This window comes from Streptomyces sp. NPDC086835 (assembly GCF_044745705.1).
Taxonomy (GTDB): Bacteria; Actinomycetota; Actinomycetes; order Streptomycetales; family Streptomycetaceae; genus Streptomyces.
The window spans coordinates 333989-348068 of sequence record NZ_JBIVAU010000007.1 but is presented as its reverse complement, the minus strand read 5'-3'; the positions used below and the strand labels follow the sequence as shown (position 1 = coordinate 348068).

Annotated in this window: 14 protein-coding genes and 1 pseudogene; 6 read left to right on the top strand and 9 right to left on the bottom strand. The window is 71.2% G+C overall.

What is annotated here, in order from left to right:
* Window positions 1-303 precede the first annotated feature (303 nt).
* Window positions 304-825: an NUDIX hydrolase gene (locus ACIPJI_RS23810; RefSeq protein WP_307709930.1), complete on the top strand. Its 522-nt coding sequence runs from the start codon at window positions 304-306 to the stop codon at window positions 823-825.
* A gap of 120 nt (window positions 826-945) precedes the next feature.
* On the opposite strand, the pseudogene ACIPJI_RS23805 reads toward ACIPJI_RS23810, so the two are convergent.
* From ACIPJI_RS23805 to ACIPJI_RS23795, 3 genes and pseudogenes are all read right to left on the bottom strand, one after another.
* Window positions 946-1087 (bottom strand): annotated as a pseudogene (locus tag ACIPJI_RS23805) (IS5/IS1182 family transposase); the annotation flags it as partial.
* A gap of 92 nt (window positions 1088-1179) precedes the next feature.
* A complete protein-coding gene (locus ACIPJI_RS23800; RefSeq protein WP_402248624.1) occupies window positions 1180-1578 on the bottom strand; it encodes a hypothetical protein in 399 nt (132 codons plus the stop codon).
* Between the two features lie 388 nt (window positions 1579-1966).
* Window positions 1967-2107, bottom strand: coding sequence for a hypothetical protein (locus ACIPJI_RS23795; RefSeq protein WP_356623909.1), 141 nt, complete (start codon window positions 2105-2107; stop codon window positions 1967-1969).
* On the opposite strand from ACIPJI_RS23795, the gene ACIPJI_RS23790 reads away from it, so the two are divergent.
* On the top strand, window positions 2100-2507 hold the full coding sequence (locus ACIPJI_RS23790) for a hypothetical protein (RefSeq protein WP_356623910.1): 408 nt from the start codon (window positions 2100-2102) through the stop codon (window positions 2505-2507). The two genes, ACIPJI_RS23795 and ACIPJI_RS23790, sit on opposite strands and share 8 nt — an antisense overlap.
* A 137-nt stretch (window positions 2508-2644) precedes the next feature.
* Here the strand turns inward: ACIPJI_RS23790 and ACIPJI_RS23785 are convergent, their stop codons facing one another.
* Window positions 2645-4270, bottom strand: a complete 1626-nt coding sequence (locus tag ACIPJI_RS23785; protein ID WP_402248622.1) for an amidohydrolase — start codon at window positions 4268-4270, stop codon at window positions 2645-2647.
* A gap of 20 nt (window positions 4271-4290) precedes the next feature.
* Entirely contained in the window at window positions 4291-4932 is a 642-nt protein-coding gene (locus tag ACIPJI_RS23780; protein WP_402248620.1) for a TetR/AcrR family transcriptional regulator, read from the bottom strand.
* 68 nt (window positions 4933-5000) lie between these two features.
* Here ACIPJI_RS23780 and ACIPJI_RS23775 point away from each other — a divergent pair, with 68 nt between their 5' ends.
* On the top strand, window positions 5001-6464 hold the full coding sequence (locus ACIPJI_RS23775) for a purine-cytosine permease family protein (protein ID WP_402248618.1): 1464 nt from the start codon (window positions 5001-5003) through the stop codon (window positions 6462-6464).
* A gap of 48 nt (window positions 6465-6512) precedes the next feature.
* On the opposite strand, the gene ACIPJI_RS23770 is transcribed toward ACIPJI_RS23775, so the two are convergent.
* Together ACIPJI_RS23770 and ACIPJI_RS23765 are read right to left on the bottom strand one after the other, a co-directional pair.
* Window positions 6513-7691, bottom strand: coding sequence for a YncE family protein (locus ACIPJI_RS23770; protein WP_402248616.1), 1179 nt, complete (start codon window positions 7689-7691; stop codon window positions 6513-6515).
* Window positions 7692-8106: 415 nt separating this feature from the next.
* Window positions 8107-9219, bottom strand: coding sequence for a CapA family protein (locus ACIPJI_RS23765; RefSeq protein WP_402248614.1), 1113 nt, complete (start codon window positions 9217-9219; stop codon window positions 8107-8109).
* Between the two features lie 123 nt (window positions 9220-9342).
* On the opposite strand from ACIPJI_RS23765, the gene ACIPJI_RS23760 reads away from it, so the two are divergent.
* The 3 genes from ACIPJI_RS23760 to ACIPJI_RS23750 all read left to right on the top strand — a co-directional run bounded on the left by ACIPJI_RS23760 (window position 9343) and on the right by ACIPJI_RS23750 (window position 12056).
* Window positions 9343-10104 carry an SDR family NAD(P)-dependent oxidoreductase gene (locus tag ACIPJI_RS23760; protein ID WP_402248612.1) on the top strand — a complete coding sequence of 254 codons (762 nt, stop codon included), beginning with the start codon at window positions 9343-9345 and terminating at the stop codon, window positions 10102-10104.
* Window positions 10105-10295: 191 nt separating this feature from the next.
* Complete coding sequence (locus tag ACIPJI_RS23755) at window positions 10296-10730, top strand: DUF6193 family natural product biosynthesis protein (protein WP_402248610.1); 435 nt, start codon at window positions 10296-10298, stop codon at window positions 10728-10730.
* A gap of 186 nt (window positions 10731-10916) precedes the next feature.
* On the top strand, window positions 10917-12056 hold the full coding sequence (locus ACIPJI_RS23750) for a PP2C family protein-serine/threonine phosphatase (protein ID WP_402248608.1): 1140 nt from the start codon (window positions 10917-10919) through the stop codon (window positions 12054-12056).
* Between the two features lie 129 nt (window positions 12057-12185).
* Here ACIPJI_RS23750 and ACIPJI_RS23745 read toward each other — a convergent pair whose 3' ends face one another.
* Both ACIPJI_RS23745 and ACIPJI_RS23740 read right to left on the bottom strand, forming a co-directional pair.
* A complete protein-coding gene (locus tag ACIPJI_RS23745) occupies window positions 12186-13016 on the bottom strand; it encodes a nucleotidyltransferase domain-containing protein (protein ID WP_402248607.1) in 831 nt (276 codons plus the stop codon).
* A gap of 260 nt (window positions 13017-13276) precedes the next feature.
* Complete coding sequence (locus ACIPJI_RS23740) at window positions 13277-13744, bottom strand: nucleotidyltransferase domain-containing protein (RefSeq protein ID WP_402248605.1); 468 nt, start codon at window positions 13742-13744, stop codon at window positions 13277-13279.
* Window positions 13745-14080 lie beyond the last annotated feature (336 nt).

Genomic DNA, 14080 nt, shown 5'->3' with positions numbered 1-14080 from the left:
GGAACCGATCGGGATCTGGGCGTGCGCGTGCTGCAACTGCTGTGTGCCGTGCGTCAACTCCCCTGTTGTTCAGGGTTGTTGCCAAAACCATGCCCAGGGAACACCCGTAACAACCGGACCGGCTGACGACACCCGCACCAGGGGTCGCTTCAGAGCCGTCGCGCCTCTCCAGCCGCTTTCGCCGGAGGCGATCGGAGAGCAGCGGCCTCACCGCGCCCCGTTCCGCCACCTGCTCACTCGGGTGCGAGGATGAGGAGGGCTGCCGGGCGCGATCGCCCGAGCGACGCGACACCAGGAGACGCCGTGCACGACGACCACCGGACCGCCGAACGTCCTGAGCGGGCGTTCCCCACCCCCAACAGCCTCACCGGGGTCGGGGTCGTCGTCCTGGACGCGGGCGGACCAAGGGTGCTGCTCGGGCTCGGCCACGACGGGCGATGGGAGCTGCCCGGCGGGAAGGTCGACCCCGGTGAGGGGTTCGAGCAGGCTGCGGCGCGGGAGTTGGCGGAGGAGACGGGCCTTCTGGTGGAGCCGTCGGCAGTACGCATCGGGGCCGTGTTGGTGGACGGGGAGCGGGGGCTCACGCGGGTGACGGGCGCCGCCCTCGTTGCGCGGGCGGCCGGCACACCGCTGGTGCGGGAGCCGGACAAGATCGTGCGGTGGGAGTGGTTCCCGCCGGAGGCCGTGCCGGAGCCGTTGTTCGCGCCGTCCGCCGCGGTGCTGCGGAGCTGGCGCACGGGGCTGACGGCGGCGGCTGACGACCGGTTCCGCCGCTATCCCGTCTTCCGTGAGCCGGGAGACGCCGCCTCGGAGGGTCTGCCGTAGGCAGATCTCGCTGGTGCGGCCCGCTCGAAGCCAGAGCCGGCGGCGCGACGACGATCACGGCAAGCACAACGGCCCCGGGCCGGCCCTTTCGAACGGGGGACGTGTCGGCGGTCGTGCACCCCGTGCACTTCCCGACCGGGACCGCAGATCCCGCCATCGTGGACCGGTCCGCTGCCGGAACAGAAGCCCGTTGATCACAGGGTGGGCGGTGACACTGCCACCGCCCACCCCGACCCTTACTCCTCGACAGATGCGGACTCAGCCGAGCCCGTTCGTCATCAGAGAGATCGCCCCGCCCAACGTCGACCGAAACGACCCACCGCGAGGCGAGTTACGCGACCCACCGGACACGACCTATGCGACGCGGACCGTCAAGGTCCCGTTGGCCGAGGTGCTGATGTTGGCGGAGGCCCCGGGCGTGAGGGTGATGTTGGTGCTGCCGCCGCTGCCGGCGCTGGAGAAGACCAGGCTGGCGTCGGTGTCGTTGGTCATTGTGGCGACTGCCGAGACTTGGATGCCGGTGTCGAGAGTGGCGTCGGCGGAGAGGCTGGCGCCGGGAATGGTGATCGTGCCACCGGCCGAGAGGCCGATACTGATGGTGCCCGTCACGGCCGCGGTGGACTGGGTGTGCGCGACCGTAGCGGCGTGCGCGGGTACCGCCGCCGAGGCGCTCGGCTGGAGTGTGATCAGGCTGCCCGCGGCCACGAGTGCGGCAGCGGCGATCTTGGCTGTGAGGCAATGGGTCGTACGCATGGGGAACCTCCAGGCAGAAGAGAGAGCACTATTTCCAGGACCGCGGGTGCGCCTGGCTTGCCGGCCTAGGCAAGCCTGCGCAGCCACTTGAATGCAACGTGACTGTGGTCCGTCTGGGGGGCGCAGTGGAGCGTCCGGTGAGTCACGGGGGGGCCTGCATGACAGGTTGTTCACGCCGAGGAGTGAATCCGCGCGGTCCGCTCGAACGGCTCCTGGAACGCGCCGTCACCCACCTGCACGTCCTGATCGCGGACACCGTCGACGAAGTGAGCACCTGATTCACAGGCAGCACCGCCTTGCCCACGTTGCAAGGCGATTCTGAGCTGTGAGCCGCTTTCAGCGGCCGAACGTAATGATCTGCAGGACGTGCTGTGTGCTTGGCAGGTTGTTAGGGAGCCATCTGGCGGTACAGGCCGACCACGTCGCGGACCTTGTCCACGAACAGCGGATCCCGGAACAGCTTGAACGTCTCCGCCGGGGCTCGCGAGGAACCCGGGCCCTCGGCCTCGTAGGGTGGCCGGATGTTCAACCGGTTCGAGATCAGGGTGATGCCGCCCGGCCCTCGGTGGGCGGCGCAACTTCAGCTGTGGGTCGACGGCGCGGACGTGGTGGCGCCGGCCGTGGGGGTCGGTGGCCGCGGACCCTTCCTGCATGAGGCGTCGGCCGCCGGTCGGGACACCGCCTTGGACGCCACGGCCGAGGGCCGGCGCGTCGTTCTGGGCGAACCCGAGTGCACCGGCGGCTGTTGCGGCTTCCTGTCGGTGTTCGTGCAGCGGCTCGGGGACATCGTGGAGTGGTCCGGATGGGAGGTTCCGTACCGGGAGGTGGCACCTCCGGCGTTCCACTTCGATGCCGGCCGGTACGACGCCGAACTCGCCCGGGCCGCCGTCGACCCGGCGTGGGGTGTCCGCCTGGAGGAACGCGGGTAGCCGGTGCCGTCGGCAAGGGGGTCCTGGCAGGCACGACGTCCGGACCGGCCATGGAGCCGCCACCCATCGCGGCGTCACGCCGTCCCGGCGCCACGGATGCCGCACAGGTCCGCGGCGGCCGGGGCGCCGGAAGTGGGTCACACGCTCGGGTCGCGATGCGTGGGACGGCCGTCGAGGACGGTCAGCAGCACAGGCACGTCCGGCAGGTCGGTGGCGGCCGTGCTGAGCGGATCGGCGGCGAAGGCCGTCAGATCGGCGCGGTGGCCCACGGCGAGCCGGCCGGCCTCCCGCGTCTCACCCGCCGCCCAGGCGGCGTTGACGGTCATTCCCTGGAGCGCCTCCAGCGGGGTGAGAGCCTGCTGAGGGCCGTGCGGAGGCTGGGTGAGGTCCCGGCCGGGCCGGCGGTGGCGGGCGCCTGCCATGACACCCAGCGGGGGGTAGGGGGCGATGGGCCAGTCGGAGCCGAGCACGACGGTGGCGCCGGAGTCCCACAGGTCGCGGCAGCGCCAGGCGCGCGAGGCGCGTTCCTCACCGAGGCGGCGCGACCAGTTGTCGGTGTGGTCGGCCCGGGTGAAGTCACAGCAATGGGTGGGCTGCATGGAGGCCGCGACGCCGAGCGCGGCGAAGCGGCGCAGCGTGTCGTCGGGCACGGTCTCGATGTGTTCGATCCGGTGCCGCACCTCGCGCCCGCCCTCGGCCTGCGCCTTCTCGACGGAGTCGAGGGCGTGCCGGACGGCCGCGTCGCCGATGGCGTGCGTGGCGGTTGGTACCCCGGCCCGGTGGAGCCGGGCGATGACACGGGTGTACTCGGCGGGGTCGGGCCAGAAGGCGTGGGTGGACTCGCCGTGGCAGTCGGGGCGCTCCAGCCAGGCGGTGCCGTTGTCGATGGTGCCGTCCATGAACAGCTTCACGCCCTCGGTCCGCCACAGCGCGCCGCCGGTGCCCTGCTGGTCGATCAGGGCCTGCAGCGCGTCGGCGTCGATGCCGGGCTGGCACCAGGGCGCGACCCGCAGCCGTACCGGCAGTTCCCCGGCGACGTCGAGTTCGGCGTAGAGCTCCAGGCTGTCGCCGTTCGCGTCCATGGCGTGGCCGCCGGTGAGTCCGGCGGCGGCCATGGCGCGCAGGGCCGCGGCGAGCCGGTCGCGGCGTTCGGCCCGGGTGGGCTGCGGGGCGGCGCGCTCGACGAGTTCGCAGGCGGCGTCCTCCAGCAGGAGACCGGTGGGCCGGCCCGTCCCGTCGCAGACGACCTCGGCCGAGGCCTGGTCGAAGCTGCGCGGCCCGTCGACACCGGCGAGTTCCAGGGCCCGCCGGCTGGCGAGCATGGAGTGGGCGTCGAAGAGCAGCAGGAGGGCGGGAACGCCTTCGAGTACGGAGTCGAAAGGAGCGGTCGACACGGGCCGGTCCGCGAAGACGTTGGGGTCGAGGCCCCAGGCGTGCAGCCACGCCCCGGGCGCGAGGCGCGCCGCCTCGCGGGCCAGCGCCCGGCGCACGGCGTCGAGGTCGGCGCAGCCCGACAGGTCGAGACCGTGGGTGAGTTCGGCGCCGGAGACGGGATGCAGGTGCCCGTCGACGAGACCGGGGGTCAGCACGGCGCCCTTGAGGTCGATCACCGTCGTCGAGGGGTCGGCGAGCGCGCGGATCTCCCTGTCGTCTCCGATGGCGGTTATCCGGCCGCCGGCCGCGGCGAGAGCGGTTCCGGACAGGAACGAGCCGGAGGCCGGGTCGAGGAGACGGGCCGAGAGCAGGACGAGCGAGGTGCGCACAAGGAGCTCCTAGGAAACGGTCAGTTCGAGGTGGCGGCAGCGTTCAACGCCCCGGCGGGCAGGCCGAGTTCGCGTTCCGCGGTGGTGACGGCCATGCCTGCGACGGCGGGCGGACGGTCGCCGGTGCCGCTGTTGGCGTGGACGCCGAGGCCGTCGATGACGACGAGGATCTGAATGGCCGTCACCGCCGGGTCGGCGGTGCGGAACTCGCCCTGCTCCACCCCGTCACGGATGAGGCCGCCGAGCCGGTCGCGCCACGCGGCCTCCTGCACGGCGACCCGCTCGCGCAGGGCGGGCCGGTAGCGGCTGAGATGCCGGGCGTTGAGCCAGAGACGGCTGATGTCGTCGTACGCCGGCCCCGTCGCACGGGCGAAGAACCGCGCCAGGTGCTGTGTGGGCGTGGCGCCGGCCCGGTCGGCCGGGAGAAGGCCGTCGAGTTCACAACCGGCGGCGCTGCCATATGCCTCGGCCACCAGATCCTCCACCGCGGGGAAGTAGTGACTGATCAGCCCCGGACGGACGTCGAGCTCCTCCGCGATGCGCCGGAGCGTGATGCACTCCAGCCCCTCGGTCAGAGCGACCATCGCGGCCGCCGCAACGATTTCCGCACGTCTGGCGGCCGGAGACTTGCGGATTCGTTTGTGTTGAACGCTTGACGACATGGAATCGATGCTATTGAGTTTGCGACCAACAAACAAGCAGGTGGGTAAACCAGCACCCGGAGGGGCCCATGGCGTCCACGATTCCCGACCCGCGTCCCGGCACGCACGCCGCACCCGATGCGGCCTCGCAGCCCCCGCAGGACCGCGCGGTCGGCATCGAGGCACACGGCATCGACCACATCCCCGACGACGAGCGCCACGGCCGACCACGGCAGCTCTTCTCCGTCTGGGCGGCGGCGAACGTCAACTACCTCAGCCTGGTCATCGGCGGTGCGCTGGTCCTCATGGGCCTGAGCCTGTGGCAGGCCCTCGCCGTGATCGTGGTGGGCAACCTGTTCTGGGTGCTCACCGGGCTGCTCTCCATCTCCGGCCCGGCCGCCGGCGCGCCCAGCGAGGTGATCACACGGGCGATCTACGGGATCCGGGGCAACCGCGTGAACAACGCGATCGTCGGCTGGATGATCTCCGTCTGCTACTTCGCCCTCAACCTGGCCGCCGCCGCGACCGCCGCCTTCGCTCTCGTGGAGAAGGCCGGCATCACGGCGAACACCGGCGTGAAGGTCGCCGTCGTGGTGGTCGTCGCCGCCCTGACCCTGGCCATCGGCGTCTACGGCCACGGCGTGATCATGAAGCTGTACCTCCCGATCACGCTGGCCCTCACCGCCGCCTTCGCAGTCGTCGCCGTCGCCGTCGTCCGGCACACCGACTTCGGCCACACGCCGGCCGAGCCGCTGACGGGCATCGACCTGTGGGCGGTCCTCGTCGCCGGTGTCACCCTCGTCGGCTCCGGTCCGCTCTCCTACACCACCAGCGCCGACTTCTCCCGCTATCTGCCCCGCGCGACCTCGGCGAAGGCGATCATCGGCTGGACCGCTCTGGGCGGCTTCGTGCCGAGCGTCGTCGTCTGCTCACTCGGAGCCTTCGCCGCGACCGCGGTCGACATGACCGACCCGCAGACCGGACTCGAGACGATCCTCCCCGGCTGGTTCCACCCGGTCTTCCTGCTCGCCCTGATCGTCGGCACCATCGCCATCAACGCCCTGACCGCCTACAGCGCCGGCCTCGCCCTCCAGGCCGTCGGCATCCGCATCCGCCGCTCCCGCAGTGTCCTCGTCGACGGGGCCGCCGCCGTTTCGCTCACGCTGTACGGGCTCCTCGTCTCCAACTTCCTCGACACCGTCAGCAACGTCCTCCAGTTGACCGTCGTCCTCCTCGGTCCCGCCATGGCCGTCTACGCCACCGACATCCTGATACGCCGCAACCGCTACGACGGCCCCGTGCTCATGGACGAGACCACCGGCAGCCCCTTCTGGTACGCCGCCGGAGTCAACCCGGCGGGCGCCCTCGCCCTCGGGTCCGGCGTCGTCGCGGCGGCCCTCAGCGTGAACACGCTCTACACCGGGCCAGTGGCGCGTGCCCTGGGCGGAGTGGACCTCGCCCTGCCCGCCGGCATGATCGTCGCCGCATGCGTCTACGCGCTCATGATGCGGAACTCCGACTACGTGCTCGCCGCGCGGAGCCGGGCCGCCTGAGCGAGCCGTCCCCCGTGCCGTACACCTGGTCCGTACCGGCGGCGCCCCCTACAACACCACGATCCCCAAGGGCCGTACGCCGACCGGCAGACGCGTCACGTCCCCGGAGGCGGTGTCGACGATGCTGATGCCGTTCCAGTAGCCGTCGCGCGTGAAACCGCCGGAGACGTAAGCGGTGCGGCCGTCGGCCGACACGGCGACGTCCTCGTGCGGGCCGTCCAGCGGGATCACGCGCTCCTTGCCACCTGGCGTACGGACGGTCAGGGACGGGCCGTTGTCCCTCGACGGGTCGATCGGGCCGGTGCCGACCACGTACAAGGTGCCGTCGTCGGCCACCGCGGCCCCGTGCTGATGGGTGTCGGCGGTCATCCGCTCGACGCGGACCCGGCCGCTGTCCGGGTCGACCACCGCGAGACGCTCGCCCTCGAAGGGGAGCAGGAGGGCGCCGTCGGAGGGGCGCACGGCGGTGTAGTGCGGCTTGAGCCAGGAGCCGAGGCCGCCCTCGGTGCCGTACGGGGCCACTTCGATCCGGCGGCTGCTCCGGTCGTCGGTGTCGACGACGGTGACGTCGAAGGAGTCGTGGTTCGTCGCGTAGACCTGGCGGCCGTCGGGGGAGACGTCGACGTCGAAGGGCCGACGGCCGACCGGGACGGTCGCCACCACTTGGCGCCGCCCGGTGTCGATCACCTCCAACACACCGTCGCCGCCAGGGACGTTCACGCCGACGTAGACCTGCTTCCCGTCCGGGGAGAGCGCGATGCCCATGCCGCCGCCCCGGTACTCGCCGGTGGTCGCCGGGCCGCTGTCCGTCTCGTACGGGATCAGGGCGATGCGCTTCCTGGCCGCGGTGTCCACGGCGGCCACGCCCTCCGCCGTCGCCACCCACGCCGTGCCGTCCTCGCCGAGCGCGATCCCGTACGGGGCCGTGCCCACCTTCACCGAGCCCGCACGGGCGTCCTCCCTCTGCAGCGACGGATCGACGAAGGTCACGGTGTCCGCTCCGAAGTCGGCGACCAGCAGGGCGCCTTCCGGTGTACGCGACGCGCCGGCGGAGCTGTCCGGCGTACCCGGGCCCGTGCCGGTGCCCGCGGGGGAGGAGGGAACGGAGGGGGAGGACCGAGATGCGGAGGGGGAGGGGGCGGCCGGGCCGCCGCCGGACGCGCACCCGGCGAGCACCGCCGCGGCGGCCAGCGCGGAGAGCGCGGAGGTCGTGGTGCGCCGCTTCATCACCGACCGTCCTCCTGGCCGCCGGCCGTGGTCCGCGCTTCGGCGTCCACGTCGCCGTGGTCGGCGGCGGCCGGCAGGGCAAGGCCGGTCGGGGACGGTGACTTCTTGGTCACGACGAGACTCCTTCACGAAGTGGCAGCGGGCGACTCGACGGCCGGCGCCGCGCGGTGCCGGAGGGCAGCGGTGCGATGCGGGACGACGCGTGTGTGCGCTGTGCCTCCAGTCTGGGCCCGTGCCTGTCCCATGATCATCGACGGAGCGGCTCGACCCGGTGCGCGGGACGGCTGACAACGGGGTCGTCCGATCGGTTGAGGGCCACGCTCCTGACATGGGCAAGGGTCGTCCGCGCTTCAGCGAGCGCGGTGACCGGAACGCCCGGGACCTGCCGTACGGGATCATGCCGGGGTAGTTGCGCTCAGGAAGGCCGGGCCGTGACCGAGCCGTCCCGCTCGGCCTGCATACGGACGCCCAGGCCGTGACTGATGCGGTCCAGCAGATCGGACACGACACGGCAGTCGGACGCGGAGGCGTGCGTCAGCCGCAGCCGCCGGGCCTGCAGGGGAACGATCCTGACCTCGTGGAGAGCGCCGGTGGCGGGATCGACCGAGGCGAGGTGGAGCAGACGCAGGTCGTCACGGTACCGCTCGTAACCACCGATACCCTCGTAGTCGTTGATCAGGTCCCCGCAGCCGTAGAGGACGAGCCTGCCGCGGTACACCTCCACCGGCCGCGGATGGTGGGACGAGTGCCCGTGCACGATGTCCGCGCCGCCGTCGATCAGCGCGTGGGCGAAGTGGACCTGGCTGCGAGGGACCTGGTAACCCCAGTTGGAGCCCATGTGCACGGACACGACCGTCACGTCGCCCGGCCGTCTCACCTCGCGCAGCCGAGCCGTCACCTCCGCCGCGACGGCCGGCGACGGGTCGGCCGCGAAGTGGACCCCGCTGCGCCGTGCGGTGGCCGCCCACTGTGGCGGGACACCGCTGGACTCCATGCCGAGCGAGACCACGAGCACCCGTCGACCCTCGGGGAGCGGGAGGCTCACGCATCGCCGCGCGGCCGCCAGGTCCCGCCCCGCACCGGCCGTGCGCAAGCCCGCATCCGCCAGGACCGCGAGTGTCTCCTCCAGTCCTCGGCGGCCGTAGTCCAGGACATGGTTGTTGGCGAGGACACAGACATCGGGACAGGCCGCCGTCAGGCAGGGCAGATTCGCGGGGTTCATCCGGTAGAGGACCTCCTTGCCGGCAGCCGCGTCGTCGCTCCGCGTCACAGAGGTCTCGAGATTCACCACCCGCACGTCGGGCCCGGCATCGGCGAGCACCGGCAGCGCGTCGCCCCAGGGCCAGCAGAACGGGACCGGGCGGGGGACCGTGCCGTTCACCGCCTCCGCCATCTCGACGTAGGCACGCGCGTCCCGGACGTACGGCTCGGACAGGGCCGGATCGCCCGGGTGCGGAAGGATCTGGTCCACGCCGCGTCCGAGCATCACGTCACCGCTGAGGAACAGCGTGACAAGGCCACTGCCCATGACTCCACGGTAGTCCGCCCTGCCACGGTGCCGTCCTGGCCGCTTCGCCCGTGACCGATGGGCGAACCGGTCGCAGCGCGGACCGGATACCGTCGGGCGGATGCCGAAACTGGAGGAGAACCGATGAGGCGGGTACTGGTCACGGGAGCGTCGCGAGGGATCGGCCGCGCCGTCGCGGTGGCGTTCGCGGAACAGGGCGACACCGTGGCGGTCCATTACGCGGCCCAGCGCGAGGACGCCCAGGAGACACTGCGGCGATTGTCCGGCGACGGCCACACGCTTCTCGCGGGCGACATCAGCGATCCGGCCGTGGCGCGACGCATCGTCGACGATGCCGTGGCGACGCTGGGCGGGGTCGACGTACTGGTCAACAACGCCGCCGTCGCGCCCTCCGCCGAGAACCGGCACTCCGTGGCCGACGTCTCCTACGAGGACTGGCAGCGGTCCTGGCACCGCATGATCGACGTCAATCTGATCGGCGCGGCGAACCTGACGTACGGCGTCGCCCGGCATCTCATCGACCGGGGCGCGACGGGCAGCATCGTCAACGTCGGCTCCCGCGGGGCGTTCCGGGGAGAGCCCGACTTCCCCGCGTACGGCGCGAGCAAGGCCGCGCTGCACGCGTTCGGTCAGTCGATGGCCGTCGCACTGGCGCCGCACGGCATCTCGGTGACGTCCGTGGCGCCGGGCTTCGTCGCGACGGAACGGCAGACCGCGAAGTTGGCAGGTCAGGGCGGCGAGGCGCTGCGTGGCGAGAGCCCGTTCGGGCGGGTCGGGACGGCTGAGGAGGTGGCAGAGGCCGTGCTCTACCTCGCCTCACCCGGGGCCGTGTGGTCGTCCGGCGCGGTGCTCGACCTCAATGGCGCCTCCCACCTGCGTACTTGAGGGTGAGGCGTGCCGGGGCCGTGGGCGCGGTCACGCGCCGAGGCGACGCCCGTCGGCGGCCTGGCCGACGTGCTGACCGTCCATCTGAGGGCAGAAGGGGAACGTCGATTGCGCCATGCCCGCAAGAACGTGGGGAACGTCGACCGGGCCCACCGGCAGAGACCGGTACGGCGGTCACACACACTGTGGTCATGGAGTGGAAGAACTATGTGGAGACCCGCGAGGCCGAACTCGCGGCGGCGCGCGAGCGCGGCCCTGCTCATGTCGTCGACCTGCAGTGGCGGCGCCTGCGGGAACAGGCCGTCGAAGCGGACTACACCAGCTTCCTCGACCTCTTGGACGCAGCGGCTTCCGAGCCGAGACTGCGGCAACTCTTCCCGTTCACCAGCATGTGGGTCCTCTGTTTCAGCTCCGACACGGACAAACCGTCCCTTGCGGAGGCACCGGCCGTGGCAGCCCAGCTGGATGGGCGATTCCAGGTCTTGACTGATCGATGGGGCGACATCATCAGCGAGACCAACTGTGCCGAGGAGGCCGTTGCGCTGGTCGTCGCTCACCTCCCGGAGCGCCTCGGCCCTGCCGGAACCGGGACGGCCGGTGAACAGGCACCGGACAACCTTCGGTGAGACGGGACAGGAGCAACCGTTTCCCCAGTGAAGATCCGCACCCGCTTGGGTGAGCGCAGCTTGCTTCCGAACAGGTCACACGTCTCTTGGCCGCCTCGGCGGGGATCTTCCGGTCGCCGTGGCCGAGGATGTGCCAGAGACTGGGCCCGGCCGCACCGACGGGACGAACACCTCAGAGGAAGCGAAATGCGAAACGGTCGCAAGGAAGCGACGGAGCGGAGACAGCGGCTCCGATGGCTGCCTGCCGCCGTGATCGGGGGCGCGTTCGTTCTCGACCTCGCCACCATGGGGGGCGTCAACACGTTCCCCCTGCTCGCGGCCGCTCCTGGAGCAGCCGCGCCGGTTCTTTCTCTGCGGGGGACGATCGCCACCGGAGTGGCGGCGAACCTCGCAGGGCTGCTCCTGGTGTACCTGGAGCGAGAGCCCACCCGCGACGATTTCACTCCCTTCGCCAGCCTGATCCTTCTCACCGTCATCGCAGCGGTCTTCAATGTGCTTCTGGCACGCGACCGGCGGCAACTGGCAACGAGCCGCGAGGTGGCCGCAGCGGTTCAGCGCGCCGTGCTCCCGGAATTGCCTCGTCGTGCAGGGCGGCTGGCTGTGGCCGCCAGGTACGAGGTTGCTCATGAGGAGGCTGCCATCGGCGGCGACCTCTTCGCGATTCAGGAAACTCCCCACGGCATCCGGATGCTCATCGCTGATGTGCGCGGCAAGGGGCTCCAGGCGGTCCGTACGGTCAATGCCCTGCTCGGTTCATTCCACGAAGCCAGCAACCACCGACCGGATCTGCCGGGCGTCGTCCAGCAGTTGGAGGACCGGATGCAGGCGGGGATCAGACAATCGAGTGGAGAAGAAGCCGAGTTGTTCGCCACGGCCGTCATCGCGGAGCTTCCCCCCGACTACTCCGTACTACGCATTGCCAACCGGGGCCACGCGGCGCCACTGCTGGTCCACAACGGCAGAGCGGCACCACTGGAACCGACCACGCCGTCGCTGCCGCTGGGACTTGGGGTCCTCGCAGGCGACGAGGTTCCGGTCGACCGGTTCGACCTGCCCGTCGGGGCCACACTGGTGCTGTTCACCGACGGTATCGACGAAGCCCGCAACGCGAGCGGTGTGTTCTTCGACCCCGTTCCAGTGCTGTCCCAGCGCTTCCCGCCCGATCCGGACGCGGTACTCGAAGCCGTTCTCGGCGCCGTCTTCCAGCACACCGGGGGAAGTCTGCAGGACGATGCCGCACTTTTCGCCGTCACCCTGGAAGCGGAAGCCACCAGAGCGGACCGACAGCAAACCGCCCCGAAAACAGGACCACCAGACAGCCGGTAGCCGGCGCTGACCGATCCGCGTGGGGCTCGCCGCAGCCAGGGGCAGGGAGGGCCGGCGGGCCCAGGTCGGTGGTGATCGCCGCGCCCGGCCCGACACACCCCGACCCCGCCCGCGTCTACGTCCCCGTTCTCAGTGGCCCGCCGCCAGAAGGCCGCTGATCTCCTCGTGCAACCCGCTCGGCACACGCACGGCCCAGCGTTCGGCCGCCTCGGCGGTCAGGTCCCGGCTCCAGCGCCAGCTGTTCCGCGCCGCCGTGCGCACCTCCTCCTCCCGGGCGGCGGTCGTGCCGGCCGTGTAGCGGGCGCGGTCGGCGGCGGGCAGGTCCTGTTCCAGGGCCCGGCTGGGGGTCAGCCAGTGGGCGGTGCTGTCGCGCAGGAGACGGCAGAGCTGCAGTTGCTGCGGAGCGACGACCGAGTGCAGCAGGGCGTGGGCGCGGGCCACTTCGCCGCGGGCCAGGACGTGGGCGAGCATGAGCGTCCAGTTGGTCAACTCGTCGGTGAGCTGCTGCGCTGTGCCGGCGGGCTCCGGCGGCCGGAACGCGGCGAGGCGCCGGGCGGCCCGGGTCAGACGGCCGGTGCGGTCCAGCAGGACAGCCGCCTCGGGACGGGGCAGGTGCACCATCCCCTCCCAGGTGGGGACTTCGTCGATGCCGGGGCCGGCGGGCGTGAGGTGGAACTCGCCGCGCATCAGGTCGTCGAAGACGACGGCGAGGATCCCGTACATATTGGTGTACGCCAGCTTCAGGGGGGCGAGTTGTTCCAGGAGCGCCCGGCCGTCGAAGTCGTCGACGTACTCGTCGTCGACGTACAGGTACGCCTCGATGTCCGAGTGGGCGTCGGCCTCGCCGAGGGTCCAGGACCCGTAGAGCAGAACGCCTTCCAGACGCTCTTCGGAACGGGCGATCTCCCGGAGCCGGGCGATGCGGGCGTCGAGTGCGGGGCAGGCGGAGCGGATCCACATGGTGGTTGATGTCTCCTGAGTGAGCGCGCGGGCACGCTTGCGAACGCCCGGCACACCGCCGGGCGGATGGCTTCGGCCGTGACGGCCGGCTCAGGAGACGCCCATGGGCGGGATTCTACGCGGCGTGGGGGTCCGGGCAGGGCTGGACTCGCACCCGCTGGACTTCTCCATCTGTGCCTGTGGTTGCCGGGAAACAGTCCGGGCGAAGCGAGTTGCGCTCATTGGGACGTGCACGAGCGCCGGCGACGCCTCCGGCTCTGTCACGACCGCCGACGAACCTCGTCCCGGCAAGCGGCAAGCAGGCCCGTCAGGATGCCCGCCGGGTCGTGCAGCACGCGGGCGCCGTCGGTGACGACGCGGTGCGTTCCTGGATCGACGGGATCCGTCGCCGCCCACGCCGGGGAGCCGATACCCATCTCGACTTCCAGGCCAGAGGCCGTGGCGTAGCGGCGTTCCGTGATCGGTCCCCAGGAACGGCTGCGGACAAGGCTGCCCAGGTCGAGTTCCCGGGCCCATGCGCCGTCGAGGTATCGGGGCTCGTCGGTGGTGAGCAGCACGAGGTCGACGTCGGAGTCCGGCCCTGCGGCGTCGCGGGCGAACGATCCGACCAGGAGCAGGCCGAGGATGTCCGCGCGGTCCGCCGCCCAGCGTGTGATGCGCTGGACGATCTCGTCGACCTCCACGATGCGCCGCGGCGACGGTGGGCCCGGAATCTGCCAGGGTTCCATGCCGCCGATCGTGCCGGACGGCTACGACAGGCCCTGCCGCAAGCGGGCCGTCCGGCTGTCTCCTCACCGGTCCGTCCCCATGTTCACCGGCCTTCGCCGGCCTGATCGACAACCGTCCCGGGGCAGCGGAAGTTGACCAACGCCGAAGGTCGGGCCGGTCCTTGGAGAAACCCTTGTAGAGATCTACGAAGGGCCTGCGGACGCTTTCATGTCTTTTACTCCTGGCTGGCTCCACCCGGGTACATGTGTACTCCTCAACAAGTTGCAACGCAGCACAGCACGTTGCGACGGAGCAAGGGGTGCCGTGGACATCGTCCGGCCGCCGCGTGGGGGAGT

What these genes read in the sequence shown, in the direction of transcription:
- ACIPJI_RS23800 (WP_402248624.1), bottom strand. Translation starts at nt 1,578, where the DNA reads ATGCGTACGACCCATTGCCTCACAGCCAAGATCGCCGCTGCCGCACTC.
- ACIPJI_RS23790 (WP_356623910.1), top strand. Translation starts at nt 2,100, where the DNA reads ATGTTCAACCGGTTCGAGATCAGGGTGATGCCGCCCGGCCCTCGGTGG.
- ACIPJI_RS23780 (WP_402248620.1), bottom strand. Translation starts at nt 4,932, where the DNA reads ATGTCGTCAAGCGTTCAACACAAACGAATCCGCAAGTCTCCGGCCGCC.
- ACIPJI_RS23775 (WP_402248618.1), top strand. Translation starts at nt 5,001, where the DNA reads ATGGCGTCCACGATTCCCGACCCGCGTCCCGGCACGCACGCCGCACCC.
- ACIPJI_RS23770 (WP_402248616.1), bottom strand. Translation starts at nt 7,691, where the DNA reads ATGAAGCGGCGCACCACGACCTCCGCGCTCTCCGCGCTGGCCGCCGCG.
- ACIPJI_RS23765 (WP_402248614.1), bottom strand. Translation starts at nt 9,219, where the DNA reads ATGGGCAGTGGCCTTGTCACGCTGTTCCTCAGCGGTGACGTGATGCTC.
- ACIPJI_RS23760 (WP_402248612.1), top strand. Translation starts at nt 9,343, where the DNA reads ATGAGGCGGGTACTGGTCACGGGAGCGTCGCGAGGGATCGGCCGCGCC.
- ACIPJI_RS23755 (WP_402248610.1), top strand. Translation starts at nt 10,296, where the DNA reads ATGGAGTGGAAGAACTATGTGGAGACCCGCGAGGCCGAACTCGCGGCG.
- ACIPJI_RS23750 (WP_402248608.1), top strand. Translation starts at nt 10,917, where the DNA reads ATGCGAAACGGTCGCAAGGAAGCGACGGAGCGGAGACAGCGGCTCCGA.
- ACIPJI_RS23745 (WP_402248607.1), bottom strand. Translation starts at nt 13,016, where the DNA reads ATGTGGATCCGCTCCGCCTGCCCCGCACTCGACGCCCGCATCGCCCGG.
- ACIPJI_RS23740 (WP_402248605.1), bottom strand. Translation starts at nt 13,744, where the DNA reads ATGGAACCCTGGCAGATTCCGGGCCCACCGTCGCCGCGGCGCATCGTG.